Below are 25,400 nucleotides of genomic sequence, written 5' to 3'. Positions count from 1 at the left end.
TTCCGTTATCGACTCGGCGTGATGAACCTCCTAGGGGGCGTTCTGCGGCGCGTCGTGGCGTCAAAAGACAGAACGACAAGTGACACATACGTCCATACAACCCAAGGAGGCCAGATATGGCTACCAAGATCGTCCTCAACGGCGAAGTCCGCAACGAGTTCGGCAAGGGCGCTGCCCGCCGCATGCGCGTCGCCAAGCTCATCCCCGCCACCATCTACGCCGGTGGCGCCGATCCGAAGTTCCTCACCCTGCCGATGAAGGAGACCACCCTCTCCCTGCGCCACACCAACGCCCTGTTCGAGCTGAACTTCGGCGACGAGAAGGCCATGGCCGTCGTCAAGGACGTGCAGCGCAACCCCGTCAAGCGCATCGTTGAGCACATCGACTTCTACGAGGTCAAGGCCGGCGAGAAGATCGACGTCGAGGTGCCGGTGTTCGTCGAGGGCACCCCGAAGGGCGCCGCCGTCGCGTTCGTCGACATCCAGGAGCTCAAGGTCCGCGCCGACGTCGCCAACCTGCCGGAGCGCATCGTCGTGAACGTCGAGGGCCTGACCGACGGCACCAAGGTGTTCGCCAAGGACGTCGTCCTGCCCGAGGGCGTCGAGCTCGACGTCGAGAACGCCGAGGAGTCCGTCGTGACCGTCGAGGTGCCGGAGGACGCCACCGAGTCCACCGCCGCTCCGGAGGCCGCCGCCCCGGCCGCCGACGCCGACGCCGCTGCCGCCCCGGCCGCCGACGCCAAGTGATCGCCGCCGGCGTGAGGCCGGCCTGACGATATGATCCCCGGGAAGACCCGCGACACGTCTCGCGGGTCTTCCCTTTTGCTTTTCATAATGTGAACCGGCGCACATCCGCGGTTGCGGGATGTGCGAAAGTAACTGACAGCACCGGGCGCCACAAGCGCGCGGCAATCCCCTTCGAAAGGCCGCCATCGCACGGCCGAATGCAACAAAAAGAAGTGAACATGACTGAGAACACGCATCACGATCCGGCGGCGCTCGACAAGCTGGTCGAGCCGTTCACCGTACTGCCGAACGAGAATCCGGCCTCCGACGCCAAGCGCGCCGAACTCATCGACAAGCCGGCCTTCGGCCAGGTCTTCTCCGACAACATGGCCCACATGACGTGGACCAAGGGCGAGGGCTGGGGCGACCGTCGCATCGAGCCGTACGCGCCGCTCAAGATGGACCCGGGCGCATCCGTGCTGCACTACGCGCAGGAGTGCTTCGAAGGCCTCAAGGCCTACCGTCACGCCGACGGCTCCACCTGGCTGTTCCGCCCGGACGCGAACGCCGAGCGTTTCCAGAACTCCGCGAAGCGCCTGTACCTGCCCGAGCTGCCGGTCGACGACTTCATCGGCTCCGTCGCCGCGCTCGTCAAGCGTGACGTGGACTGGGTCCCGTCCCGCCGCGAGTACACGCTGTACATGCGTCCGTTCATGTTCGCCTCCGAGCCGTTCCTCGGCGTGCGCGCCCCGCACGAGGTCGACTACTGCGTGATCGCCTCCCCGTCCGGCCCGTACTTCCCGGGCGGCGTCAAGCCGGTGAGCATCTGGGTGGAGGACAAGTGGTTCCGCACCGGCCCCGGCGGCACCGGCTTCGCCAAGTGCGGCGGCAACTACGCCGCCTCCCTGCTCGGCGAGTACACGGGCATCGAGAACGGCTGCGAGCAGGTCTGCTTCGTCGACGCGGCGACCAAGACCTACCTCGAGGAGCTGGGCGGCATGAACATGATGGTCGTCCACAAGGACGGCCATGTGGAGACCCCGTCGCTGACCGGCAACATCCTGCCGGGCGTGACCCGCCGCTCCCTCATCCAGCTGCTGCAGGACCGCGGTATCGACGTGGTCGAGACGATGATCGCCCTCGAGCAGCTGCTCGAGGACATCAAGTCCGGCGAGGTCACCGAGGTGTTCGCCTGCGGCACCGCCGCCATCATCACGCCGATCGGCCGCTTCAAGTCCCCGAAGTTCGACGTGACCGTCGCCGAGGGCGGCGTCGGCGAGCTCACCCAGTCGCTGCGCGACGAACTGCTCGGCATCCAGCTCGGCGAGATCGAGGATCCGCACAACTGGATGTGGAAGGTCTGCTGAGGCGTTTCGCCGAATCCGGCCCCCGCGGTGCGATTCGCACCCGCGGGGGCCTTGCAGTAGGGGGACGATGCCGTTCGCGGCGGGGAAAATGGAGCCATATACGAGGATGCGCTGACCGCCATGCTATTATGTGGAGCAGCATACACGGCGAGGCATCCATGAGAAAGGGATAGGGCAGATGGAGATGGGGTTTCCTACAGCGTTCCGCGGCTATGACAAGGAGTCGGTCGACGGATACGTCACGCACATGGCCCAGGAAACTTCGACGCTGCAGCAGCAGATCGACGATCTGAAGAACTCCCTCTCCCAGCTGCAGAGCGACTACCAGTCCTCCCAGATGCAGCTCGCCGATGCACGCAAGCATGCCGCCAAGGCCGAGGAGGAGGCCCAGAACACGGCCCAGAACTCGGTGAAGTATCTGGGTGCCAGCGCGCAGCAGCTGCTCAACGCCGCCGAGAAGACCAGCACGGAGCTCATCGCCCGCGCCAAGAGGGAGGCGGCCGACCACAAGCGTGAATCCACGCAGCAGATCGCGGACATGGTCCAGCAGGCCAACAACGACGTGCAGCTCATCCTCGCCGAGGCACGCAAGAAGTCCGCGGGCATCCTCGAACGTGCCAACGAGGAGGCCAAGCTGCTGCAGAAGAACACGGCGGAGAAGATCGACGCCGACAAGAAGCGTGCCGCCAAGGAGATCTCGGAACGTCGCAGCGCCCTGGACATGGAACTCGAGAACATGCGCGAGGCCACCAAGGCCGATCTGGAGAAGCAGCGCGCCATCTGGCAGACCACGCTCGCCGCCGAGAAGGTGGAGCAGGCGAAGACCCTCGCCGCACAGCGCCAGGACGCCGAGCAGGAGGCCGCACGCATCAAGGCCGGCGCCAGCGAGGAGGCCCAGCGCAATCTCACGGAATCCCGTCGCCAGCTCGACGAGGCCCGCAGCAAGTCCGAAGCGATGCTGAACGACGCGAAGGCGAAATCGGCGAAGATGCTCAGCGACGCGAACGAACGTTCCAAGCAGATTCTCGGCGATGCGGAGATCTCGAAGGCCGAGACGCTCAAGAAGGCCGCCGACGAGCTCGAGCAGGCCCGTTCCGTGATCACCAAGCAGCGCGAGGACACCTCCGCCGAGATCAACGACATGCTCAAGAGCATCAACCAGCGCCGTCTGGAGGCCCAGCAGGAGTCCGACAACATCCTCGCCAAGGCCAAGTCGGTGCTCGCCAACGCGAATCAGGTGGCCACCGAGAAGGAGGAGGAGGCGGAGAAGTTCCGCGTCTCCATCATCCAGGAGGCCAAGGAGACCTCCGAGCAAGAGACCCGCCAGCGCCGCGCCGCCGCCGACCGCGAGATCTCGCGTCTGCAGTCGCGCATCGACAGCCTGCGCGACATGGAATCCCAGCTCATGACCCGTGTGAGCGACATGCGCTCGGTGCTGCTGAGCTCCTTCGACTCCCTGGACGACGGCTCCCTGTCCGCGGCGGCGGGACGCTCCCGCGTCTCGGGCGGCGAATACGCCAAGAAGACGATCCAGAACGTGCTGGTGGGCGTGGACGCCGGCGGCGACACGGATCCCTCGCTGGTCGATCCGTCGAAGTTCCCCGGCAGCCTGAAGTCGTCGTCGGGGGCCACCGACAGCTTCATCTGATCCATCCCGCCGGGGAGCCGGGACATGGTCATTGCATACTAGATTCGATTGACGGGTGCGTTCGTGGACGTTGCACAGACTAGGGAAACGGAGACTCACGGTGCATCGCGACATGTGCCGGAGTCCCGCTCCGTCCTGCTCGATCTCGATGAGAACCTCCATATCGACGTCCACTCGTATGTGAACGATCTGATCGAGCGCCAGCATATGGCCGGATTCGAGGATGACGAGAGCGAATCCACGCATGCGGACGAGGAGTCCTTCGACCTCATGCTCAACCGCGTGAGGCGCATCGCGGAGCAATGCTCCGAATCCCACGTCAGCGCCGAACTTACCGCCTTGGCGCGCACGATGCCGGAATACGACATCTCGCGGCTGCGGACCGAGGACGACGAGGAGCCGGCGGTCTCCGCATCATCGGAAGCGGACGATATCGACGGGAACGACGATGCGGATGCATCGAGGCCGGCGCGTACCCGACGACGGCACGGGGCCGCCGCCGGCAGGAAGAGGGGGACGGGGCGCGGACGCCATCGACGCGGGGGTGCCGATGAGCCGCGGGGGGACCGCAAACGCCAGGCGAGGCGGCACGCCGCCCGCAGGCGTGGACCGTCCGTCGGCCTGTTGGCGGGATCCGCGGTCGCCGTCGTGCTGATCGCGGTCGTCGTATGCGTCGTCGTCCTGTAACGACGGAAGGGGGCTGCTCATGCAGGTGGCGTTGGAGAGCAACGCGTTCTTCATGGGCGTGGAATATCTCGCGGTGTTCTGCTGCGGTCTCGTCGGCGGGCTCGCGGCCGTGCGCAAGCGGTACGACCTGTTCGCCATCCTCGTGATCGCGTGGCTCACCGCCCTGGGTGGCGGCATCCTGCGTGACGTGTTGCTCGAGGTGCCTCCCGTCGGCATCACCGATCGATGGTCGGTGGTCACCGCGCTCGTCTCCGGCGTCGCCATCGCGATCGTCCACCCGGAGGTCAACAAGCTCAAATGGTCGATGATCACGCTCGACGCGCTCGCGCTCGGCCTGTTCGCGGTCAACGGCACGGCGAAGGCCATGTACCTCGGCACGTCCGGCATGACCGCCGGATTCCTCGGCATGGCGACCGCGCTGGGCGGCGGTCTCACCCGCGACATCCTGCTCAACGACGTGCCGATGATCATCCGCGACAAACACTGGTATGCGGTGCCCTCCGCCATCGGATGCGTGTGCACCGTGTTCGTGTGCAAGGGGCGTATGGCGGGACTGCTGAACGCCGAGCAGGAGATCGGGCTCGACGTGCTCATCATCGTGCTCATCGTCGGGATGCGTCTGTCCTCCGTGATCTACAACATCACGTTCCCGGGCGCCGTGGAGCGGCACAACGTCTATCTGCCCGGGGAGAGCCATTACCTCAGGCGCCCCGACATCACGCCGCAATCCGGCTCCGCGGGCCGCGGGCCGCGCGCCCGCTGGGACGATGACGACGACGTCTGACGTCCCTCCCGACGCCCGTCCGGTATGGGGACGGAAGGGCCGCGCCGGCCGGCCGAAGACGGCGCGTCGTGTTATCCGCACGGCGTGCTATCATCTACGTCTCGTATGTCCTTATAGCAAACGTCGTTTGGAGTTACATTGGCAAACATCAAGTCGCAGAAGAAGCGCGTCATCACCAACGAGAAGGCGCACAAGCGCAACGTGGCCGTCAAGTCCGGTCTGAAGACCGCCGTCCGCGCCACCCGCGAGGCCATCGCCGCCGGTGACAAGGCCGCCGCCCAGGCCGCCTACCAGGTCGCCGCCCGCAAGCTCGACAAGGCCGCCGGCGCCGGCGTGATCCACAAGAACCAGGCCGCCAACCGCAAGTCCGGCCTCGCCCTCGCGATCAACGCCCTGTGAGACTGAATCCGCTCCGTTGAGCGGATGGTCGAGGAACCCCGCAAACCCGTCGGTTTGCGGGGTCTCTTATTTCGCGTACACTAATGTAGGTTTGACTACAGTCGATTAGGAGGCATGCTCAGTGGCCACCCAGCACAACCAGCCCGGTTCCACCGACCAGTCGTTGATCCGCAACTTCTGCATCATCGCGCACATCGATCACGGCAAGTCCACCGTGGCGGACCGCATCCTGCAGCTGAGCGGCATCGTGCCGGAACGCGAGATGCGCGACCGCTTCCTCGACCGCATGGACATCGAACAGGAGCGCGGCATCACCATCAAGTCGCAGGCCGTGCGCGTGCCGTGGACGTTCGACGGCACCGAATACACGCTGGGAATGATCGACACCCCCGGCCATGTGGACTTCACCTACGAGGTGTCGCGCGCGCTGGCCGCATGCGAGGGCGCGGTGCTGCTCGTCGACGCGACGCAGGGCATCGAGGCGCAGACGCTGTCGAACCTGTACATGGCCATCGACCATAATCTCACCATCATCCCGGTGCTCAACAAGATCGACCTGCCGAGCGCCGAACCGGACAAACACGCCGAGGAAATCGCCGGCCTGATCGGCTGCGAGCCGAGCGACGTGCTGCGTGTGTCCGGCAAGACCGGCGAAGGCGTCGCCGACCTGCTCGACCAGATCGTCATGGAGGTGCCGGCTCCGGAAGGCGACCCCGAGGCGCCGGCACGCGCCCTGATCTTCGATTCCGTGTACGACTCCTACCGCGGCATCGTCACCTACATCCGCATGGAGGACGGCGAGCTGCACGACCGCGAGAAGGTGCACATGATGGGCATCGGCATGACGCACGATCCGATCGAGATCGGCGTGATCAGCCCGGACATGACCCGCACCAAGGCGCTCGGTGCCGGCGAGGTCGGCTACATCATCACCGGCGCGAAGGACGTGAGCCAGTCGAAGGTGGGCGACACCCTGACCTCCGCCGTGCGCCCCGCCACGGAGCCGCTGCCTGGCTACCGCGATCCGAAGCCGATGGTCTACTCCGGCCTGTTCCCGATCGACAACGCGCAGTTCCCCGAACTGCGCGAGGCGCTCGACAAGCTCAAGCTCAATGACGCCGCCCTCGTCTACACGCCGGAGACGTCCGTCGCGCTGGGCTTCGGATTCCGCTGCGGCTTCCTCGGCCTGCTGCACATGGAGATCGTCTCCGAGCGTCTCAGTCGTGAATTCGGACTCGACCTCATCCAGACCGCGCCGAACGTCACCTACGAGGTGACCAGCGAGGACGGATCCGAGCACCACGTCACCAATCCGAGCGAGTTCCCGGACGGCAAGATCAAGAAGATCGTCGAGCCGATGGTCGCGGCGGACATCATCACGCCGAAGGATTTCATCGGCGCGGTCATGGACCTGTGCCAGGACCATCGCGGCCAGATGGGCACGATGGAGTACATCTCCACCGACCGCGTGGAGATGCACTACCGCATTCCGCTGGCGGAGATCGTGTTCGACTTCTTCGACCAGCTGAAGTCCCGCACCAAGGGCTACGCCTCGCTCGACTACCATGAGGACGGCGAGCAGTCGGCCGACCTCGTCAAGGTGGACATCCTCATCCAGGGCGAGAAGGTGGACGCGTTCAGCGCCATCGTGCACCGCGACAAGGCGTACTCCTACGGCGTGATGATGACGAAGAAGCTGCGCGAGCTCATCCCGCGCCAGCAGTTCGAGATCCCGATCCAGGCGGCGATCGGCTCGCGCATCATCGCGCGTGAGAACATCCGCGCGCTCAGGAAGGACGTGCTCGCCAAGTGCTACGGCGGCGACATCACGCGTAAGCGCAAGCTCCTCGAGAAGCAGAAGGCCGGCAAGAAGCGCATGAAGATGCTCGGCCACGTCGAAGTGCCGCAGGAGGCGTTCATCGCCGCCCTGTCCACCGGCGAGGATGCGAACGACCGCGACACCAAGGACAAGATCCGCGCCGCCCAGAAGACCGAAGGCTGATGTTCGAGGTCTACGTCCACGTGCCGTTCTGCATGCGGCGCTGCGGGTACTGCGATTTCAACACGTACACCGCGCGCGACCTCGGAGCGGGGGCGTCGCGCGGCAACTATGCGAACATGGTCGTGCGCGAGATGGAGCTCACGCGTGAATGGCAGCTGGCGCACGGCATCGAGGAGCCTCCGGCCGACACCGTGTTCTTCGGCGGCGGCACGCCCACCATCCTCTCCGCGGACGACCTCGTGGCCATGCTGGACGCCGTCCGCCGCATCTGGGGCATCGCTCCCGGCGCGGAGATCACCACCGAAGCCAATCCGGACACGGTCAACGAGTACTACATCGACCGTCTCGCCGAAGGCGGGTTCACCCGTGTCTCCTTCGGCATGCAGTCCGCCGTGCCGCACGTGCTCGAAACCCTCGACCGTACGCATACGCCCGAAAACGTGGCAGCCGGTGTGCACGCGGCGGACAAGGCCGGTCTGCGTTCCAGCGTCGACCTCATCTACGGCGCGCCGGGGGAGAGCCTCGATGATTGGCGCACGTCGGTGCGCACGGCCATCGATCTCGGCGTGAACCACATCTCCGCCTATGCGTTGACCGTGGAGCCGACCACCAAGATGGGCCGTCGGATCGCCGCCGGCACCCTGCCCAAGCCGGACGACGACGACGAGGCGGCGAAATACGAGATCGCCGACGACCTGCTCACGGCCGCGGGTCTCGCATGGTACGAGGTGTCCAATTGGGCGAAACCCGGGTATGAGAGCCGGCACAACCTCGGCTATTGGCGCAACGTCGACTGGGCCGGCATCGGCCCCGGCGCGCACTCGCACTACAACGCCGTCGCCTCCGGGGGCAACGCCGCGACGCACGCCCTGCGCGCGTGGGACATCGCCCACCCGCGCATGTGGGCCACAGCCATCAACGAGAGCCGCGTCCCGTGGGGAGGCAGCGAGGCGATCACGCCTGGCGAGAACCTCGAGGAGCTCATCATGCTCGGCCTGCGCATCCGCGAAGGTCTCGACCTGACCCGCATCAACCGGGCCATCGCCTCCGCGCGCGGTGCGCACGGCTCCACGTCCCTGCGACCCATCGACGCCGCGCAACTGCGGCCGATGGTCGAGGACGGCCTCATCGTCATCGAGACCGATGCGCAAGGCCGCACCCATGTCATCCCCACACGCAAGGGGCGTCTGCTCAACGACGCCGTCATCGAACGCGTCTTCGACCTCGCCGGCGTGTGAACCCCAGAAACGAAACCGTACGAAGCAGCACCATGTCCTATCTTGAACCCACCTCGTTGAGCGAGCGTCGCCGCGCGCTCATCTTCGTCAACATCATGCTTTCGTGCATCGCGACGACCATCATGGCCACGGCGCTCACCACGGCGCTGCCGCCCATCGTGCACGATCTGGGTATCGACATGCGGACCGGCCAGTGGCTCACCAGCGGCTACTCGCTCGCCATGGGCATCGTCATGCCGTTGACCGCGTTCCTCATCACGCGGTTCCCGACCAAGCCGCTCTACCTCGCCGGCGCCGTGCTGTTCATCGTCGGTTCGCTGGTCTGCGTGGCGCCGGTGCCGTTCGCCGTCATCATGGTCGGCCGCGTGATCCAGGCGTGCGGCAACGGACTGCTCATGTCGATGGCGCAGGTCGTGCTCATGACCATCTACCCGGACGATCGCGGCACGGTCATGGGCTGGTACGGGCTCGCCGTCGGCGTCACGCCGGTGATCGCGCCGACGTTGTCCGGACTGATGGTCGACGCGTTCGGCTGGCGTTCCATCTTCTACCTGGTGACCGGCGTGATGGCGGTGTCGCTGGCCGCCGCGTGCCTCGTGTTCGACAACGTGCTCAACACGTCCGAACGGTCCTTCGACATGCTGTCGTTCGCGGTGAGCGTCGTCGCGTTCGGCGGCGTGACGCTCGGCATCGGCAACATCGGCTCCATACCGTTCACGAGCATGACGGTGCTGCTCCCGTTGGCGGCGGGCGTCGCGGCGTCCGTATGGTTCGTGATGCTGCAGCTGAGGCGCGAACGCCCGTTCCTCGACGTGCGCATCCTGCGTCGTCGCGGATTCGCGTTGAGCGTGGTCGGCAGTATGCTGCTGTACTTCGCGATGATGGGATCGTCGGTGATGCTGCCGCTCTACGTGCAGACCATCAAAGGCGGCTCCGCGTCGATGGCCGGTCTGGTGAGCCTGCCCGGCTCGCTCGCCATGGCCGTCATCAGCCCGATGGCAGGCCGTCTCTACGACCGGTTCGGCGTGAAGCGCCTGTTCCTCGTCGGCGGCGTCTGCCTGACCGCCAGCAACCTGTGCATGGGACTGCTGCCGTTGTCCGCGTCGATCTGGGTGGCCGCCACGATCAACGTGGCGCGCTCGCTGGCGATCGGCTGCCTGATGATGCCGCTGGTCACCTGGGGCACGAGCGCGGCGGGCGAGGGGCGTCTCGCCGACGCGAACGCGCTGCTCACCGCGCTGCGCACCATCGCCGGAGCGATCGGCCAGGCCGTGTTCGTCGGGATGATGACGGCGCTGGCGGCGTCCGCGCACGCCGGCGGCATGGGCATGGCCGCCGCCGACATGCACGGCCTGAACCTGACGTATCTGGCCATGGGCGCATGCGCCGTCCCGCTGATCGTCATCCCGCTCGTGTTCCTGCGCGGCGAAGGCGCGGGCCGTCGCAGGGGCTGACGGTCCGGTACGGCGGGGATAATCGAAGGAACGCCGGAGACGCCATGGCGTCCGCGTCCGCTGACGGATCCGGAGCGTCCGGAGCATAGGGGGAGGGGCCGATGATCATCGCCGGATTGTTCATAGTGCTGATCGCGCTGTATATCGTCATGCTCGCCGTCATGGCCGTCGAGCTGGCCATCTTGGGCGTGGGCGCGGCCCTGGCCGTCGGAGCGGGCGTATGCCTCGGCATCGCCTTCCTGCTCGCCGTCGAAGGGGCGGCGCTGCTGGCGTGGAGGGCCTGGCGCGTGTACCGCCGCAAGCCCGTGCCGTCATGGTGCAAGGGCGTCGGCATCGGAACCGCGGTGGTCGGCGGCGTGTGGTTCGTCATCTCCTGCGCCCTGCTGATCGCGTTGGCGGCGCAGATGGTCGGCCTGTTCGTCTGAGATGCGGAGTGCTCCCGCCCGGTGATTCGCGGTGGGCCTTCGCCTATCCCCGCTCCATGCCGGCGAGCAGCGTATGCGTATAGGTGTGCAGCTGCTCGCGGGTGAGCGTGTGCCCGCGCAGATACGCCCAGTCGAGGACGAGCATCACGGTGTTCGCGTAATGGTCGGCGATCAGATCGGCCGGCAGGTCGAAGCGGTCACGGTCGACGCAGGTGCTCATGATCTCATGCGACTTCCGCTCGATGAACATGCGCAGACTGGAGAACAGCGGCCCCTCGGGCGGATTGTGCTCCAGCACCGCGCGCAGCAGGTCCGCGTTGGACTCCAGCAGGTCGGCCATCGCGTCGAGCGCCGTATCCACCCGATGTTCCGGTTCCGATGACGCGAGATCGGAGAGATTCGCCTGATCGGACAACGCCGTCCAGCAGTAGTCGAGCAGGTCGTCGCGGTCCTCGAAATAGTTGTAGAACGTGGCGCGCGGATAGCCGGCCCGTTCGCACAGCGCGTTGACGCTGATTCCGGTGAACGGCTTCTCGGCGAGCAGGGCGGTCATCGCGTCGAAGAACGCGTCGAGCGTGCGCTGCGTGCCGCGCGTGAGTTTGGCGTTGAGATCCTTCTTCATGATCGTCCAGCATAGCCCATCGTCCATGATTTTGCATATGTCCAACTTTATGATAGATTGGACAACTGTATAAATATGGACGTATGGAAAGTTGGAATCATGACGAACGACAGGACCGTGACCGCACCCGCGACGCCGATCGCCGAACCGTTGACCCTGCCCTGCGGCGTGAGAGTGAAGAACCGGTTCTACAAATCCGCGATGAACGAGGCGCTCGCCGGCCGCGGCTGCGAGCCGACCGAAGCCCATGTGCGCCTCTACCGCACGTGGGCGAGGGGAGGGGTCGGCGTGCTCGTCACCGGCAACGTGATGGTCGACCGCACGCAGCTCGGCGAACCCGGCAACGTGGCCGTCGAGGACGAACGCGACCTGAACATGCTGCGCCGGTGGGCGGCCGCCGGTACCGGGCACGGCGTGCACTGCTGGATGCAGATCAACCATCCCGGCCGCCAGTCGCCCATCACCATCAACCCGCATCCGCTCGCCCCGAGCGCCGGCGGCGTCGACGGCGAATACGGCAGGTTCTTCGCCGAACCGACCGAACTCACCCACGGGCAGATCCGCGACATCGTCCGCCGGTTCGCCGTCACGGCGCGCATCGCGAAGAAGGCGGGCTTCACCGGCGTGGAGATCCACGCGGCGCACGGCTACCTCATCAACCAGTTCCTCTCGCCGCTCGACAACCGGCGCGCCGACGAATACGGCGGAAGCCTCGAAAACCGTGCCCGATTCCTGTTCGACGTGTTCGACGCGGTGCGCGAGGCGGTGGGCCCCGATTTCCCCGTGGCGGTCAAGCTCAATGCGCAGGACGGCGTGCCTGGCGGCTTCAGCGAGGAGGAATCCATCTGGGTCATGAAGCAGCTGGAGAGACGCGGCGTCGATCTCATCGACATCTCCGGCGGCACCTACGCCAAACCGGTCATCCAGACCAGCGGCGGCGCTGCGGAGGACCGCCGTCGCGGCGTCTACTTCACCGATTTCGCGCGCCGCATCAAAGGCGAACTGACCGTGCCGGTCGCCCTGACCGGCGGCTTCCGCAACGCGCGCGACATGGAACGCGCGCTGGACGAAGGCATCACGCAGATGATCGGCATCGCCCGCCCTCTGGCGCTCGTGCCCGACCTGCCGAACCGCATCATCCGCGACCGGTGGGACGGCTCCGTCGACCTGCCGCGTGTGACGACCGGCATCACGCCGCTCGACAAGGTGTTCGGCGGCATCCTCGTCATCAGCTGGTTCGAACTGCAGATGAACCGCATCGCGCGGGGCGAACGCCCCGACCTGCGCATCGGCGGCCTCAGGGCGCTCATGTTCGCCATCAAGCGGCATGGCCCGGCCGCCCTCGCTCCGCGCCGTCGCAAAGGGCGGCAGTGATGACCGTGTCCGGCCCGCCGGTGACGTGTTCCCGCACGGTTGCGGCGATGGCCCAGCGCCCGATGGGCCATCGCGTCACCACAGCACGTCGATGGGGGCGGTGGTCTTGTTCTTCTCGATGATGTGGCAGATCTCCTCGGGCGTCTCCCGGCATCCTCGGCGGATCCACAGCCAGATGATCGAGGAGACCGCGGAAACGAGGATTTCCATCGCATAGTCCGCCGGGATGCCGTTGTAGGCTGACTGCGGGTCGGCGCCGAGCCGTTGCGCCTGCGTGACGATCAGCTGCTTCAGCACCTTCTTCAGCTTGTCGTAGAGCTGCATGTCGTTGCCGGAACGGGAGATCGCGTTGAAGAACGCATAGTCGTCGCGCACGTAGCGCAACGCGGCGGAGATCGATTCGGCCTGGAACGCGTCGCAGATCGCCCGCCCGGTGGTGTCGGACACGGTGCGGGCGTCGGAGTCGGCGTTGCCGATGAGGATGGTCGTCAGATCGGCGATCGTGTCGTCGATGAGCTGCTGACGCAGATCGAACTTGTCGAGATAGTGCATGTAGAACGTGCCGCGGTTGATGCCGGCCGTGCGGGCGATGTCGCTCACCGTCATCGCGTCGAATCCCTTCGACTGCACAAGCGTGGTGAACGCGGCCTTGATCTTCGCCTCCGTCTTCGTGTGGCGTTTGCCTGCCATGATCCTCCCGTCTTCGTCGAACCTGACACCCGATTCTATCAACATGTTGTCGATATAGGGTGGTGAATCACCAATTTCCTCCGATGTGTCCAATCTGAACGCAATCGGGGAAACCGTTCATTGACCGCCGTTCCCATGCGTCCCTACCATCGTGACAACACAATCAACACGTTGTTCATTCATGGTACGCAGGCGGCGACCTGCGACTACCCCTCAGTCGGCTTCACCGACAGCTCCCCTGACAGGGGGAGCCGAGGAAACACAGGGAAAGGAAGACCGTCATGGCATACATCGAAATGGTGCACAGCTTCAAGCGGTACCACATGGGAGACACCACGATCACGGCCAACAACGACGTGAGCTTCGGCATCGAGCAAGGCGAGCTCGCCATCATCCTCGGCGCATCCGGCGCCGGCAAATCGACGGTGCTCAACATCCTCGGCGGCATGGACACCAACTCCGAAGGCCAGGTGATCATCGACGACAAGGACATCTCGAACTACACCGCGCGCCAGCTCACCGACTACCGCCGTTACGACATCGGCTTCGTGTTCCAGTTCTATAATCTCGTCGCCAACCTCACCGCGCGCGAGAACGTGGAACTCGCCTCCGAGATCGTGCGCGACGCGCAGGACCCGGTGCAGGCGCTCGTCGACGTCGGCCTCGAACACCGCATCGACAATTTCCCGGCGCAGCTCTCCGGCGGCGAACAGCAGCGCGTCGCCATCGCCCGCGCCGTCGCCAAGAACCCGAAGATCCTCCTATGCGACGAACCCACCGGCGCGCTCGACTACAACACCGGCAAACAGGTCCTGAGGATCCTGCAGGACCAGAGCCGCGAGAAAGGCGCCACCGTCGTCATCGTCACCCACAACTCGGCCATCGCGCCGATCGCCGACCGCGTCATCCATATGCACGACGCACGCGTCAAATCCATCGAGACCAACGCGCATCCGATGGACATCGAGGATCTGGAGTGGTGAGCATGGCATACCGTTCCCGCACACACCGCAAGGGCAGCACGGCGTACCCACGCAAACGGATGCTGTGGAAGGACATCCGCATCACCCTGCGCAAATCCAAAGGCCGGTTCCTCTCCATCGTGAGCCTCATGGTCCTCGGTTCGTTCGCGCTCGTCGGACGGTTCGTCACCGGACCCGACATGCGCATCACCGGCACCGACTTCTACGACCGCCACGACCTCGCCGACGTCACCGTCATCAGCGACTACGGGCTGAGCCGCGACGACGAGAGGATCATCCGCACGACCGACGGCGTCGCACAAGCCGAATTCGGCTACTTCAAGGACGTCGTCATCCGGAACTCGAACCACAGCCTGCGCGTCTATTCGAAACCCGACACGGTCTCCACCTACGAGGTGGTCGAAGGCCGCCTGCCCGAACACGCGAACGAAATCGCGCTCGACCGGGCGGAACGCGACACATACGCGGTCGGCAGCACCATCAGGCTCACCGAACGCCCCGACATCGCCGGCGACACCGTGCTCACGCGCGACAGCTTCACCGTCGTCGGATTCGTTGACGCCAGCGACACCGTCTCCAACCTCAACATGGGCCAATCCACCGCCGGAACGGGCGAACTCGACGGCTACGCGGTCGTCACGAAAACCGTATTCGACTCCGACGTGACGATGATCGGACGCATCACCTTCCGCGACACCCGCGGCGTCGACTATTGGACTGCCGACTACCGCGACCGGGTGAACGCGCACAAGACCGCACTGACCAAGCGGCTCGCCAACCAGCCAGACGCGCGCGCCGCCTCCATCCGCGAAAACCGACGCGCGCAGATCGACAAGGCGCAACGCAAGGTCGACGACGCCAAGCAACAGCTCGCCGACACGCAGCGACAACTCGACGACGCGAAAACCCAGATCGAAGACGGCAAGGACCAACTCGCCGACGGCACCATCCAAGCCGCCGACCAGGCGTCCTCCGCCGTGGCCGAACTCGCCGGAGCGACCGCCCAGATCGCCTCCGCCGACTCCCAGCTCGACGCCGCGCAGACCGCGCTCGCCGCCAGCGCACAGCAGCTCGGCCAAGGCCAAGACAAACTCGACGAATCATGGACCGAACTCGTCCAGGCGAAAAGCCAACTCGACCAGGCACGCACCCAGCTCGACACCGCCAAAACCGTGCTCGACAAGATCGGCGCGCTCCTCGCGCAATGGGAGTCGAGCGGACTGACCGGCGGTGCGTACGACAGCGCCGAAGCGCAATACGACAAGGCGCTCGCCGCCTACAACGCCGCCGCTGCGCAGTACAACACGAAACTCGCCGCCTATGACGACGCGCTCACGCAATGGAACGCCGGGGCGTCACAGCTCGAACAAGGCTCGCAGGAATACCAGAGCAACGCCGCCGCCATCGCCGACGCGCGAAACCAGCTCGCCGACAAGCAAAGCGAACTCGGCACGGCCGTCTCCACGTTGGCCGACAGCGGCTCCGATGGGGCAGAGACGGGATCCGGCGTCTCCCAGCTCGTCGAAGGCCAACGGCGGATCGAGAAGGCGCAGGACGAGTACGACGCGAGACTCGCCGAATTCAACGCCGCCAAACCCGCGGCCGAGAAGAAGATCGAGAAAGCCGAACACGACATCGCGCTCGCCCGCGAGAAGGTGGACACGCTCGAAGTACCCGCCTACTCGATCGACGGGCGGCGCGAGGGACTAACCTCCGAGGGCTACCGCGTGTACGAGATCATCGCGAACATCGTGGAGAAACTCGCCATGATCTTCCCCGTGTTCCTCTACCTCGTGGCCGCGCTCGTCACCTTCACCACGATGGGCCGCATGGTCGACGAGGAACGCGTCAACTCCGGCACGCTCAAAGCCCTCGGCTACGGGAACGCGGACATCCTCGGGAAATTCGTGTTCTACGGGTTCACCGCCTCCACGATCGGCACCGTCATCGGCGTGATCGCCGGACATACGCTGTTGCCGCTGATCGTCTACCACGCCTACGACAGCGGCTTCACGATGCCCCGCATCCGACTGGCGTTCCACCCCCTCGTCACCGTGGCGGCGTTCCTGCTCGCATGGGTGAGCGCCATCGTGCCCGCGATGCTCGCCACGGCCCGCGAGCTGCGCGACAAGCCGGCGGCCCTGCTGCTGCCCAAACCTCCAGCGAAAGGTTCGAAGATACTCCTCGAACGCGTGGGATTCATCTGGGGCAGGCTCAACTTCACGCGCAAGGTCACCGCGCGCAACCTGTTCCGCTACAAGTCGCGCGGGCTGATGACCATCCTCGGCGTGGCCGGCGCGGTCTCGCTGCTCACCGCCGGACTCGGCGTGCAGGCGTCCATCGGCCAGATCGGCGAACGGCAGTTCGACGAGCTCATCCACTACGACCTCATCGTGGCCGAACGCGCCGACGACAACCAGCAGGAACGCAAGGCCGTGGCCGACGCGATGCGCCGTGACGCCGTGGAATCCTCCACCCCGATCAGATACGAGGAACTCACCAAAACGGCGGGCGAGGAGCACGACAAGCAGACCATCACACTGCTCGTCACCGACGACGCCTACAACTTCGGCGACTACCTCACCCTGCGTTCGCGCATCGGGCACAAGCCCCAGGTGCTCACCGACCGCGGGGCGGTGATCTCCGAACGCATGGCGGACATGCTGGGCGCGGACGTGGGGGACACGATCACCGTCACCGACGCCGAAGGCGTGGACCGTCAGGTGCGCGTGGACGGCGTCAGCGAGATGTACATCGGGCATTTCATGGTGATGACCTCCGGCGGATACGGCCGCACGTTCCACAAGACCTACCGGTCGAACGCCTACATGGTCCGGCTCAAGGACGGCGGCATCGGCAATGCCGGGCGTCAGGGTGCCTCGTTCATGAACGTGGACGGCGTCAGGGGAGTGGTGCAGAACACCACGATGAAGAACCAGGTGGCCACGATCGTCGACTCGCTCGACCAGATCATGGAGGTGCTGATCCTCGTGGCGGGGCTCCTCGCCGTGGTGATCCTCTACAACCTCACCAACCTCAACGTGTCCGAACGCATACGCGAGCTGTCCACCATCAAAGTGCTCGGCTTCCACACCAACGAGACCACGATGTACATCTACCGGGAGACCATCCTGCTCTCCGCGATCGGCATCCTCGCCGGATACGGGATCGGCGCCGGCCTCCACCGGTACATCATCACCGAGGTGCCTCCGGACGAGGTCATGTTCGACCCCGCGCTCGGATGGGCGGCGTTCGCCGCGCCCTTGGTCCTCATCGCCCTCGTGCTCGCCGCGCTCGGGCTGATCGTCTACCGCAGGCTGTGCGACGTGGACATGCTCGCCGCCCTCAAGTCGGTGGAATGAACGGGGACCGGGCGATTATGCCGAACCAACGCGCGATCAACGCACGATCAACCACATCGGAACGAATCACACATCGGAATGAATCATGAGATACACGCACAAGATAGATTTCCAATCGCATTACCTGCCGCCCGCATACCTGGATTTCCTCAAACGACATCACCCCGGGGACCCGGACGGCTACCCGACGCCGGACTACTGGGACATGGACTGGCAGCGCGACAAGATGGAGTTGCTGGGCGTCTCCTATGCACACCTGATGCTCTCCTCACCGAACATCTGGCTGCCGGACGCCTACGAATGCCTCGGCCTGGCACGGCGCATCAACGATCAGGGCGCCGCGATGGCGGCCTCCGACCCCTCGCGTTTCGGCCTGATCGCCACGTTGCCGCTGCCCTATGAGCGTGAATCCGTGGCCGAGGCGAGGCGAGCGATGGACGAGCTGCATGCGGACGGCGTCGGATTGACCACCAACCACCACGGATGCTATCTGGGCGACCCCCGGCTCGACCCGCTGATGCGCGAACTCGACGCGCGCGGAGCCCTGGCGATCATCCATCCCACGGCGCCGGCCGCACACGTGCCCGGCGCATGCGAGGGGCTGTCCCTGCCCGCGTTCGAATACTTCGTGGAGACCACGCGCGCGTTCGCCAACATGGTGATGAACGACACGTTCGTCAGATTCCCGGACATCACATGGGTGCTGCCGCACGCCGGCGCGTTCACGTCGATCCTCGCCGACAGGTTCGAAAGCTTCGCGTTGATCCTGCGCATGGACGACCCCGACCGCCGCGCCGACTTCAAGGAGGCCATGGCCCACGTGTACTTCGACGTGGCGGGATTCAGCGAGCCCAAACAGCTCGCCGACCTGCTGCTCGACGTGCCCGAATCGCACCTGCTCTACGGATCGGACACGCCTTATACGCCGATCGAGGCGTGCCTCGGCCAGGCGCGCGCGTTGGAGGAGACCGACAAGCTCACCGACACGCAGAAGAGGGCGCTCTTCACTGGCAACGCGCTCGCCGTCAACCCGCGGTTGGCTTCGATCCCGGCCCTTGCCGAAGCCGCGCGCGAACCGTCGCCGGCCGCCCGGGACAAGATCCGCGTCCGATCGGTCGGGGCGTCCGGCGATGCCCCGCGTCCGCGCCCCGGCCGTCGCCATTGGATGGAGCGTCTCCGCCGTCGTCTGTTCGCCGAACGTCATGTGGCGTTGCCGGTTCCGGTGCCGCCGAAGGCCGCGCAGCTGGCCGTGCGGCATACCGTCGCCGAGGAGAGGGCGTTGCGGTTCGGTCTCGACGCCGCGGACGATCCGAAGCTCGCGGACCGGTACGTCGTGTATGTCGCATCGCCCGTCGGCGAGATCGTCATTCCGGTGATCGTCGTGTTCGATGACGCCGGCAGGACGACGTTCCACGGCAAGGCGAAGGTCATGGGCCTCGTCGCCGCATATCGTGACGGACGCCGCGTGGCCCGGGAAGCGGGAGCGCAGGACGCGGAATACGTTTTCGACATTCGTGTGCGGCTGCCCTTCGGTCTGCTGGACGTGCATCTCGACGTGACGATGGATGAAGGCTCCGGCGAGGTGCGCGGCGTCGCGACGGCTCCCCACCGCAGACCCATGAGGCTCACCGGGAACCGGATTGCGGCGATTCCTCCGGCATCGTGATCTCCATCGCTCCCGCATGGACCCGCCGGAGGCATGCGGCCCCGTTGCCGGTCCATGAGGTCCCGGGTCTTTCGGGTCTTTCACCGCGCCACCCTTGTCCTGCTTGGCCTCTTATATATAACTGCGTTTTGATATGTCGACATCGGCCGGATGGCCGTGCAGAGGGAGATCGGGAGGGACGCATGGCGAGAAGCACGGGACATTCCCGTCCGGTGATCAAGGACGTCGCCAAACTCGCCGGCGTCTCCGCGCCCACCGTCTCCCGCTACCTCAACGGCACGGTGAAGGTCTCTGAGGAGAAGCGCGCGCGCATCGCCAAGGCCATCGAGGAGCTCGGCTACGAGCCGAGCGTCGTCGCACGCGCCCTGTCCAACCGGGAGATGGACACGGTGGTCGTGTTCGCCGCCAACCCGGAGGCCTTCTCCACGTCCGAGACCAATCACGGCGTCGAGAAGGCGGCGCGCGCATGCCGGTTCCTCATGAACATCGTCTCCCTGGACGAATCCGACATGGACTCCGTCGAGGCGCGCGTCAGGATGGGCCTGTCCGTGCGTCCCGCCGGCGCCATCGTCTACCAGTACGACCGCGCCGGCATCAAGGCGCTCGACTACCTGCCGAAGGACCTGCCGCTGGTTGTCGTCGGCGGCGGATTCGGCGATGCCGACCGGCAGATCGTCAACGCGGAACGCGAGGCCGGACGATGGATGACCATGCACCTGCTCGACCTGGGGCACGAGACCGTCTTCCACGTGACCCGTCCGAAAGGCCCCACCGACAACACGCGCACCGACGGTTGGCGCGACGCGCTCGAGGAACGCGGCGCCGCGATCCACGAGCCGATTGTCGTCTCCCGTGATCTGGAGGAGGCCGCCGCGGCCGGCCGCGCGCTGGGGGAGCGCGACGACGTGACCGCCGTCTTCGCCGGCGACGACGAGACCGCCATCGCCGTGATCCGCGGATTGAAGGAGAAGGAACGCCAGGTGCCGGACGACGTGAGCGTCGTCGGATTCGACGACCGCAACTTCGCCGCCATGTGGTCGCCCGCGCTGACCAGCTACGGCCAGAACTATCTCGAGATGGGGCGGCGCGCCTTCCGCATGCTCTACGAGCAGGTGAAGGCGCGACGTGACGGCGTGGAACCGCCGCCCGCCCGCGTCGACGTGGTCGAAGGCCAGCCCGCGCTCCGCGACTCCGAGACCGAATACGTTCCCTGGCGTTGACACGCCGTCAAGCGTCGCGGCGGGCCGCGCCGCGGAAACGGTTAAAATTGGGTATTGACTTTTTCAGCAACTCGGTATATGGACAGCGAAACGCGGAGGACATAGTGCGACGCTACGCTGTCAACAGCAACTGACCCAAGTGGCGCGTTTCCGCGCGCCCGCAACCAATTGAGGTGATTTCGGTGACATTCAAAGCCCCGCTTGATCTCACGGTCCACGCTCCGGATGGAATGTACGACCCCTCCAACGAGCATGACGCCTGCGGTGTGGGCATGGTCACCACGCTCAACAAGCGCCCCGAACACAAGATCGTCAAGGACGCCATCGAGGTGCTGGTCAACCTCGACCACCGCGGCGCGGTCGGCGCCGAGGAGAACACGGGCGACGGCGCCGGCATCCTGATGAGCATGCCGGACGAGTTCATGCGCGCCACCGTGCCCGCCGAGCTGCCCGAAGCCGGACACTACGCCGCCGGCATCGCGTTCCTCGACCGCGACATCGAGACCTCCGGTCAGCAGGAGCAGGCCATCGCGAAGATCGCCCGCGAGGAGGGCCTCGAAGTCCTCGCCTGGCGCGTCGTGCCCACCAATCCCGACGGCCTCGGCCTGCAGGCGCTCGCCGCCATGCCGAGCTTCAAGACGCTCGTCCTCGCGGACCCGGAAGGCGGCCTCGCCGGCATCGAACTCGACCGCAGGACGTTCCGCGTCCGCAAGCGCGTCGAACACGAGGTGGGCGTGTACTTCGCCTCCCTGTCCGCCCGCACCATCACGTACAAGGGCATGCTGACCACCATGCAGCTGACCCACTTCTTCCCGGATCTGGTCGACGAGCGCATGAAGGCCACCGTCGCCATCGTCCACTCCCGCTTCTCCACGAACACGTTCCCGAGCTGGCCGCTCGCCCAGCCGTTCCGCCTGCTCGCCCACAACGGCGAGATCAACACCATCCAGGGCAACCGCAACTGGCTGTCCGCGCGCGAAGGCCGCCTGAGCTCCGAACTGCTCGGCGAGTTCGAGCCGCTGCTGCCGATCACCACGCCCGGCTACTCCGATTCCGGCACCTTCGACGAGTGCCTCGAACTGCTGCACCTCGCCGGCCGCTCCCTGCCGCACGCCATCTGCATGATGCTGCCGCCGGCCTGGGAGAAGAACGACGACCTCGACCCGGACCTCAAGGCGTTCTACGAGTACAACAACACGCTCATCGAGCCGTGGGACGGCCCGGCCGACATCGTCTTTACCGACGGCATCCAGGTGGGCGCCCTGCTCGACCGCAACGGCTTCCGCCCCGGACGCTGGCAGCTCACCGACGACGGTTACCTCGTGCTCGCCTCCGAGGCGGGCGTCCTGCCCGAGACCGAGCAGGAGCACATCGTCGCCAAGGGTCGTCTCGAGCCCGGCAAGATGTTCCTGGTCGACACGGCCGAAGGCCGCATCATCCCGGACGAGGAGATCAAGAAGTCCCTCGCCGCCCAGCACCCGTACCGCAAGTGGGTGGAGGGCAACTCCGTGGAGATGAGCGACCTGCCCGCCCGCGAGCACGTCAACCACTCCGGCCAGTCCGTGCAGCGCCGCCAGCGCGCCTTCGGCTACACCGAGGAGGACCTCAAGATCGTCCTCACGCCGATGGCCAACACCGGCAAGGAGCCGCTCGGCTCCATGGGCAACGACACCCCGCTGCCCGCGCTCTCCAAGCGCCCGCGCATGCTCTTCGACTACTTCCACCAGAAGTTCGCGCAGGTGACCAACCCGCCGCTCGACTGGGAGCGCGAGGAGATCGTCACCTGCCTCGAATCCGCGATCGGCCCCGAGCCGAACCTGCTCGCCGATTCCGAACTGCACGCGAAGAAGATCCTCATCCCGCTGCCCGTCATCGACTCCGACGAGATGGCGCAACTCAAGCGCCTCGACAAGGCGCGCATCCTCGGCGGCTACTACCGTCCGTACGTCGTCAAGGGCCTCTACCAGGTGGCCGGCGGCGGCGACGCCCTCCAGGAGCGCCTGGACGAGATCTTCGCCGAGATCGACGAGGCCATCGACAACGGCAGCAACTTCATCGTGCTGTCCGACCGCGACTCCAACCACACGTGGGGCCCGATCCCGTCGCTGCTGCTCACCTCCGCCGTGCAGCACCACCTGCTGCGCCGTCACACCCGCACACAGATCTCCATGGCCGTCGAAGCCGGCGACGTGCGCGAGATCCATCACGTGGCGCTGCTCATCGCCTACGGCGCGGCCTGCGTGAACCCGTACCTCGCGTTCGAATCCGTCGAGAACCTGTCGCGCGAAGGCTACGTGAAGGTCGATCCGGCCACCGCCGTGAAGAACCTCACCAAGGCCCTCTCCATCGGCGTGCTCAAGATCATGGCGAAGATGGGCGTCTCCACCATCATGAGCTACCGCGGCGCCCAGCTGTTCGAAGCCGTGGGTCTGAGCCAGAACGTCGTCGACGAGTACTTCACCGGCACCACCACCCGCGTGGGCGGCGTCGGTCTCGACGAGATCGCCGAGGAGGTCGCCTCCCGCCACCGCGTCGCCTATCCGAACCAGTGGACCGCCTCGCCGCACCGCAACCTCAGGACCGGGGGCATCTACAAGTGGCGTCGCACCGGCGAGGACCACCTCAACGATCCGGAGGCCATCTTCCTGCTGCAGCAGTCCACCCAGCGCGGCGACTACGGCATGTTCAAGAAGTACACGCACCACATCGACGACACTTCGAACCGTTTGATGACCCTGCGTGGCCTGATGAAGTTCAACCACAACCGCAAGCCGATCGACATCTCCGAGGTCGAGCCGGCCAGCGAGATCGTCAAGCGCTTCTCCACCGGCGCGATGAGCTACGGCTCCATCTCCCAGGAGGCGCATGAGACGCTCGCCATCGCCATGAACCAGATCGGCGCGCGCTCCAACTCCGGCGAAGGCGGCGAATCCGACGACCGCATCGAGGATCCGCTGCGCTACAGCCGCATCAAGCAGATCGCCTCCGCGCGCTTCGGCGTCACCTCCGACTACCTCGTGCACGCCACCGACCTGCAGATCAAGCTCGCCCAAGGCGCCAAGCCGGGCGAGGGCGGCCACCTGCCGGGCGCGAAGGTCCCGCCGTGGATCGCGACCGTGCGTCACGCGACGCCGGGCGTGGAGCTCATCTCCCCGCCGCCTCACCACGACATCTACTCCATCGAGGACCTGAAGCAGCTGATCAACGATGCGAAGATGGCGAACCCGAAGGCCCGCGTCCACGTCAAGCTCGTCTCCGAGTTCGGCGTCGGCACCATCGCCGCCGGCGTGGCCAAGTGCCATGCCGACGTGGTGCTCATCTCCGGCTACGACGGCGGCACCGGCGCGGCCCCGCTCAACGCGATCCGCCACGCGGGCACCCCGTGGGAGATCGGCCTGTCCGAGACGCAGCAGACGCTGATCCTCAACGGCCTGCGCTCCCGCATCGTCGTCCAGTGCGACGGTGAGCTCAAGACCGGCCGCGACGTCGTCATCGCCGCCCTGCTCGGCGCCGAGGAATTCGGCTTCGCGACCGCGGCTCTGATCGTCGAAGGCTGCGTCATGATGCGCGCCTGCCAGAAGAACACGTGCCCGCAGGGCATCGCCACCCAGGATCCGGAGCTGCGCGCCCGCTTCCGCGGCAAGCCCGAGCACGTGGTCAACTTCTTCATGTTCATCGCCGAGGAGGTGCGCGAGATCCTCGCCCAGCTCGGCTTCCGCACGCTCGAGGAGGCCGTCGGCCACGTCGAATGCCTCGACCAGGACGAGGCCATCAAGCGCTGGAAGGCGGACGGCATCGACCTGACCAACGTGCTCAAGCAGGCGGGCCCGGTGCCCGGCACCATCCTGCACAACACCGAGCCGCAGAACCACGAGCTGGAGAAGGCGCTCGACAACCGTCTCATCGAACTCGCCCAGCCGGCGTTGGAGAAGAAGGAGCCGGTGCGCATCGACGTGCCGATCCGCAACGTCAACCGCACCGTCGGCACGATGGTCGGTTATGAGATCACCCGCCGCTACGGTGCCGCCGGCCTGCCCGACGACACGATCGACATGACCCTGCACGGCTCCGGCGGCCAGTCCATCGGCGCGTTCATCCCGCGCGGCGAGACCATCCGCGTGTACGGCGAGGTCAACGACTACGCAGGCAAGGGCCTGTCCGGCGGACGCCTCATCGTCCGCGCCGAGGACGGCGTCACCTTCGACCGCCACGAGAACGTGATCGCAGGCAACGTGACCGGCTTCGGCGCCACCTCCGGCGAGATGTTCGTCGCGGGTCGTGCCGGCGAACGCTTCGCCGTGCGCAACTCCGGCGCGACCTTCGTGGTCGAGGGCGTCGGCGACCACGGCTGCGAGTACATGACCGGCGGCACCGTCGTCGTGCTCGGCCCCACCGGCCGCAACTTCGGCGCCGGCTTCTCCGGCGGCAACACGTATGTGCTCGACCTCGACATGAAGCAGGTCAACCCGGAGGGCGTCGAATCCGGCGCGCTGCTGTTCGAGCCGCTCGACGCGGAGACCTCCGACCTCGTGCGCGCGCTCGTCAAGAAGCACGCCGAGGAGACCGGCTCCGAGTTCGCTGCCTCGCTGCTCGAGAACTGGGACGAGAGCGCCAAGCGCTTCACGCACGTCGTGCCGAAGCACTTCATCGCCATGGAGAAGGCCATGGCCGACGCGGAAGCCGCACACATCGATTTCAATACGCCCGGCGCCTGGGAGCAGGTGTACGAGCACGTCATGGAAGGAGCGCGCTGA

General features: G+C 66.0%; 18 protein-coding genes. 16 read left to right on the top strand and 2 right to left on the bottom strand.

Annotated elements, in window-relative coordinates; genetic code table 11:
• The first annotated feature begins 116 nt into the window (after window positions 1-116).
• From AC1AYD_RS07325 to AC1AYD_RS07280, 10 genes are all read left to right on the top strand, one after another.
• A complete protein-coding gene (locus AC1AYD_RS07325; RefSeq protein WP_476502389.1) occupies window positions 117-746 on the top strand; it encodes a 50S ribosomal protein L25/general stress protein Ctc in 630 nt (209 codons plus the stop codon).
• 218 nt (window positions 747-964) lie between these two features.
• Complete coding sequence (locus AC1AYD_RS07320; protein ID WP_476502390.1) at window positions 965-2,092, top strand: branched-chain amino acid aminotransferase; 1,128 nt, start codon at window positions 965-967, stop codon at window positions 2,090-2,092.
• Window positions 2,093-2,276: 184 nt separating this feature from the next.
• Window positions 2,277-3,740 (top strand): DivIVA domain-containing protein, encoded by a 1,464-nt coding sequence (locus AC1AYD_RS07315; RefSeq protein WP_476502391.1) that lies wholly within the window; start codon window positions 2,277-2,279, stop codon window positions 3,738-3,740.
• Window positions 3,741-3,854: 114 nt separating this feature from the next.
• The gene (locus AC1AYD_RS07310; RefSeq protein WP_476502392.1) at window positions 3,855-4,427 is read left to right on the top strand and encodes a hypothetical protein; all 573 of its coding nucleotides are present in this window, start codon (window positions 3,855-3,857) and stop codon (window positions 4,425-4,427) included.
• 19 nt (window positions 4,428-4,446) lie between these two features.
• Window positions 4,447-5,211, top strand: a complete 765-nt coding sequence (locus AC1AYD_RS07305) for a trimeric intracellular cation channel family protein (protein WP_476544885.1) — start codon at window positions 4,447-4,449, stop codon at window positions 5,209-5,211.
• A 138-nt stretch (window positions 5,212-5,349) separates the two neighbouring features.
• Window positions 5,350-5,610, top strand: a complete 261-nt coding sequence (gene rpsT / locus AC1AYD_RS07300) for a 30S ribosomal protein S20 (RefSeq protein ID WP_476502394.1) — start codon at window positions 5,350-5,352, stop codon at window positions 5,608-5,610.
• A gap of 121 nt (window positions 5,611-5,731) precedes the next feature.
• Window positions 5,732-7,612 carry a translation elongation factor 4 gene (lepA, locus tag AC1AYD_RS07295; protein ID WP_476502395.1) on the top strand — a complete coding sequence of 627 codons (1,881 nt, stop codon included), beginning with the start codon at window positions 5,732-5,734 and terminating at the stop codon, window positions 7,610-7,612.
• Window positions 7,612-8,850, top strand: coding sequence for a radical SAM family heme chaperone HemW (hemW, locus tag AC1AYD_RS07290; RefSeq protein ID WP_476502396.1), 1,239 nt, complete (start codon window positions 7,612-7,614; stop codon window positions 8,848-8,850). Before lepA ends, hemW begins: the two co-directional genes overlap by 1 nt.
• A 32-nt stretch (window positions 8,851-8,882) precedes the next feature.
• Window positions 8,883-10,304, top strand: coding sequence for a DHA2 family efflux MFS transporter permease subunit (locus AC1AYD_RS07285; RefSeq protein WP_476502397.1), 1,422 nt, complete (start codon window positions 8,883-8,885; stop codon window positions 10,302-10,304).
• A gap of 101 nt (window positions 10,305-10,405) precedes the next feature.
• Entirely contained in the window at window positions 10,406-10,729 is a 324-nt protein-coding gene (locus AC1AYD_RS07280; protein ID WP_476502398.1) for a hypothetical protein, read from the top strand.
• Window positions 10,730-10,772: 43 nt separating this feature from the next.
• Here the strand turns inward: AC1AYD_RS07280 and AC1AYD_RS07275 are convergent, their stop codons facing one another.
• Window positions 10,773-11,351, bottom strand: a complete 579-nt coding sequence (locus AC1AYD_RS07275; RefSeq protein WP_476544884.1) for a TetR/AcrR family transcriptional regulator — start codon at window positions 11,349-11,351, stop codon at window positions 10,773-10,775.
• A gap of 99 nt (window positions 11,352-11,450) precedes the next feature.
• On the opposite strand from AC1AYD_RS07275, the gene AC1AYD_RS07270 reads away from it, so the two are divergent.
• Window positions 11,451-12,725: an NADH:flavin oxidoreductase/NADH oxidase family protein gene (locus AC1AYD_RS07270; RefSeq protein ID WP_476502400.1), complete on the top strand. Its 1,275-nt coding sequence runs from the start codon at window positions 11,451-11,453 to the stop codon at window positions 12,723-12,725.
• A 75-nt stretch (window positions 12,726-12,800) separates the two neighbouring features.
• On the opposite strand, the gene AC1AYD_RS07265 is transcribed toward AC1AYD_RS07270, so the two are convergent.
• Entirely contained in the window at window positions 12,801-13,415 is a 615-nt protein-coding gene (locus tag AC1AYD_RS07265; protein ID WP_476502401.1) for a TetR/AcrR family transcriptional regulator, read from the bottom strand.
• A gap of 281 nt (window positions 13,416-13,696) precedes the next feature.
• Between AC1AYD_RS07265 and AC1AYD_RS07260 the strand changes: the two genes are divergently transcribed.
• The 5 genes from AC1AYD_RS07260 to gltB all read left to right on the top strand — a co-directional run bounded on the left by AC1AYD_RS07260 (window position 13,697) and on the right by gltB (window position 25,400).
• Window positions 13,697-14,398, top strand: a complete 702-nt coding sequence (locus tag AC1AYD_RS07260) for an ABC transporter ATP-binding protein (RefSeq protein ID WP_476502402.1) — start codon at window positions 13,697-13,699, stop codon at window positions 14,396-14,398.
• A gap of 2 nt (window positions 14,399-14,400) precedes the next feature.
• A complete protein-coding gene (locus AC1AYD_RS07255; RefSeq protein ID WP_476502403.1) occupies window positions 14,401-17,760 on the top strand; it encodes an FtsX-like permease family protein in 3,360 nt (1,119 codons plus the stop codon).
• A gap of 85 nt (window positions 17,761-17,845) precedes the next feature.
• Window positions 17,846-19,426 carry an amidohydrolase family protein gene (locus tag AC1AYD_RS07250; protein ID WP_476502404.1) on the top strand — a complete coding sequence of 527 codons (1,581 nt, stop codon included), beginning with the start codon at window positions 17,846-17,848 and terminating at the stop codon, window positions 19,424-19,426.
• A gap of 182 nt (window positions 19,427-19,608) precedes the next feature.
• Window positions 19,609-20,646, top strand: coding sequence for a LacI family DNA-binding transcriptional regulator (locus AC1AYD_RS07245; RefSeq protein ID WP_476502405.1), 1,038 nt, complete (start codon window positions 19,609-19,611; stop codon window positions 20,644-20,646).
• A gap of 182 nt (window positions 20,647-20,828) precedes the next feature.
• The gene (gene gltB, locus AC1AYD_RS07240) at window positions 20,829-25,400 is read left to right on the top strand and encodes a glutamate synthase large subunit (RefSeq protein ID WP_476502406.1); all 4,572 of its coding nucleotides are present in this window, start codon (window positions 20,829-20,831) and stop codon (window positions 25,398-25,400) included.

The organism is Bifidobacterium sp. LH_426 (genome assembly GCF_056356875.1).
This window is presented reverse-complemented; position numbering and strand designations above follow the sequence as displayed.

Coding starts and splice junctions, on each gene's coding strand:
- AC1AYD_RS07325 (WP_476502389.1), top strand. CDS start 117: ATGGCTACCAAGATCGTCCTCAACGGCGAAGTCCGCAACGAGTTCGGC.
- AC1AYD_RS07320 (WP_476502390.1), top strand. CDS start 965: ATGACTGAGAACACGCATCACGATCCGGCGGCGCTCGACAAGCTGGTC.
- AC1AYD_RS07315 (WP_476502391.1), top strand. CDS start 2,277: ATGGGGTTTCCTACAGCGTTCCGCGGCTATGACAAGGAGTCGGTCGAC.
- AC1AYD_RS07305 (WP_476544885.1), top strand. CDS start 4,447: ATGCAGGTGGCGTTGGAGAGCAACGCGTTCTTCATGGGCGTGGAATAT.
- hemW (WP_476502396.1), top strand. CDS start 7,612: ATGTTCGAGGTCTACGTCCACGTGCCGTTCTGCATGCGGCGCTGCGGG.
- AC1AYD_RS07285 (WP_476502397.1), top strand. CDS start 8,883: ATGTCCTATCTTGAACCCACCTCGTTGAGCGAGCGTCGCCGCGCGCTC.
- AC1AYD_RS07280 (WP_476502398.1), top strand. CDS start 10,406: ATGATCATCGCCGGATTGTTCATAGTGCTGATCGCGCTGTATATCGTC.
- AC1AYD_RS07275 (WP_476544884.1), bottom strand. CDS start 11,351: ATGAAGAAGGATCTCAACGCCAAACTCACGCGCGGCACGCAGCGCACG.
- AC1AYD_RS07270 (WP_476502400.1), top strand. CDS start 11,451: ATGACGAACGACAGGACCGTGACCGCACCCGCGACGCCGATCGCCGAA.
- AC1AYD_RS07265 (WP_476502401.1), bottom strand. CDS start 13,415: ATGGCAGGCAAACGCCACACGAAGACGGAGGCGAAGATCAAGGCCGCG.
- AC1AYD_RS07260 (WP_476502402.1), top strand. CDS start 13,697: ATGGCATACATCGAAATGGTGCACAGCTTCAAGCGGTACCACATGGGA.
- AC1AYD_RS07255 (WP_476502403.1), top strand. CDS start 14,401: ATGGCATACCGTTCCCGCACACACCGCAAGGGCAGCACGGCGTACCCA.
- AC1AYD_RS07250 (WP_476502404.1), top strand. CDS start 17,846: ATGAGATACACGCACAAGATAGATTTCCAATCGCATTACCTGCCGCCC.
- AC1AYD_RS07245 (WP_476502405.1), top strand. CDS start 19,609: ATGGCGAGAAGCACGGGACATTCCCGTCCGGTGATCAAGGACGTCGCC.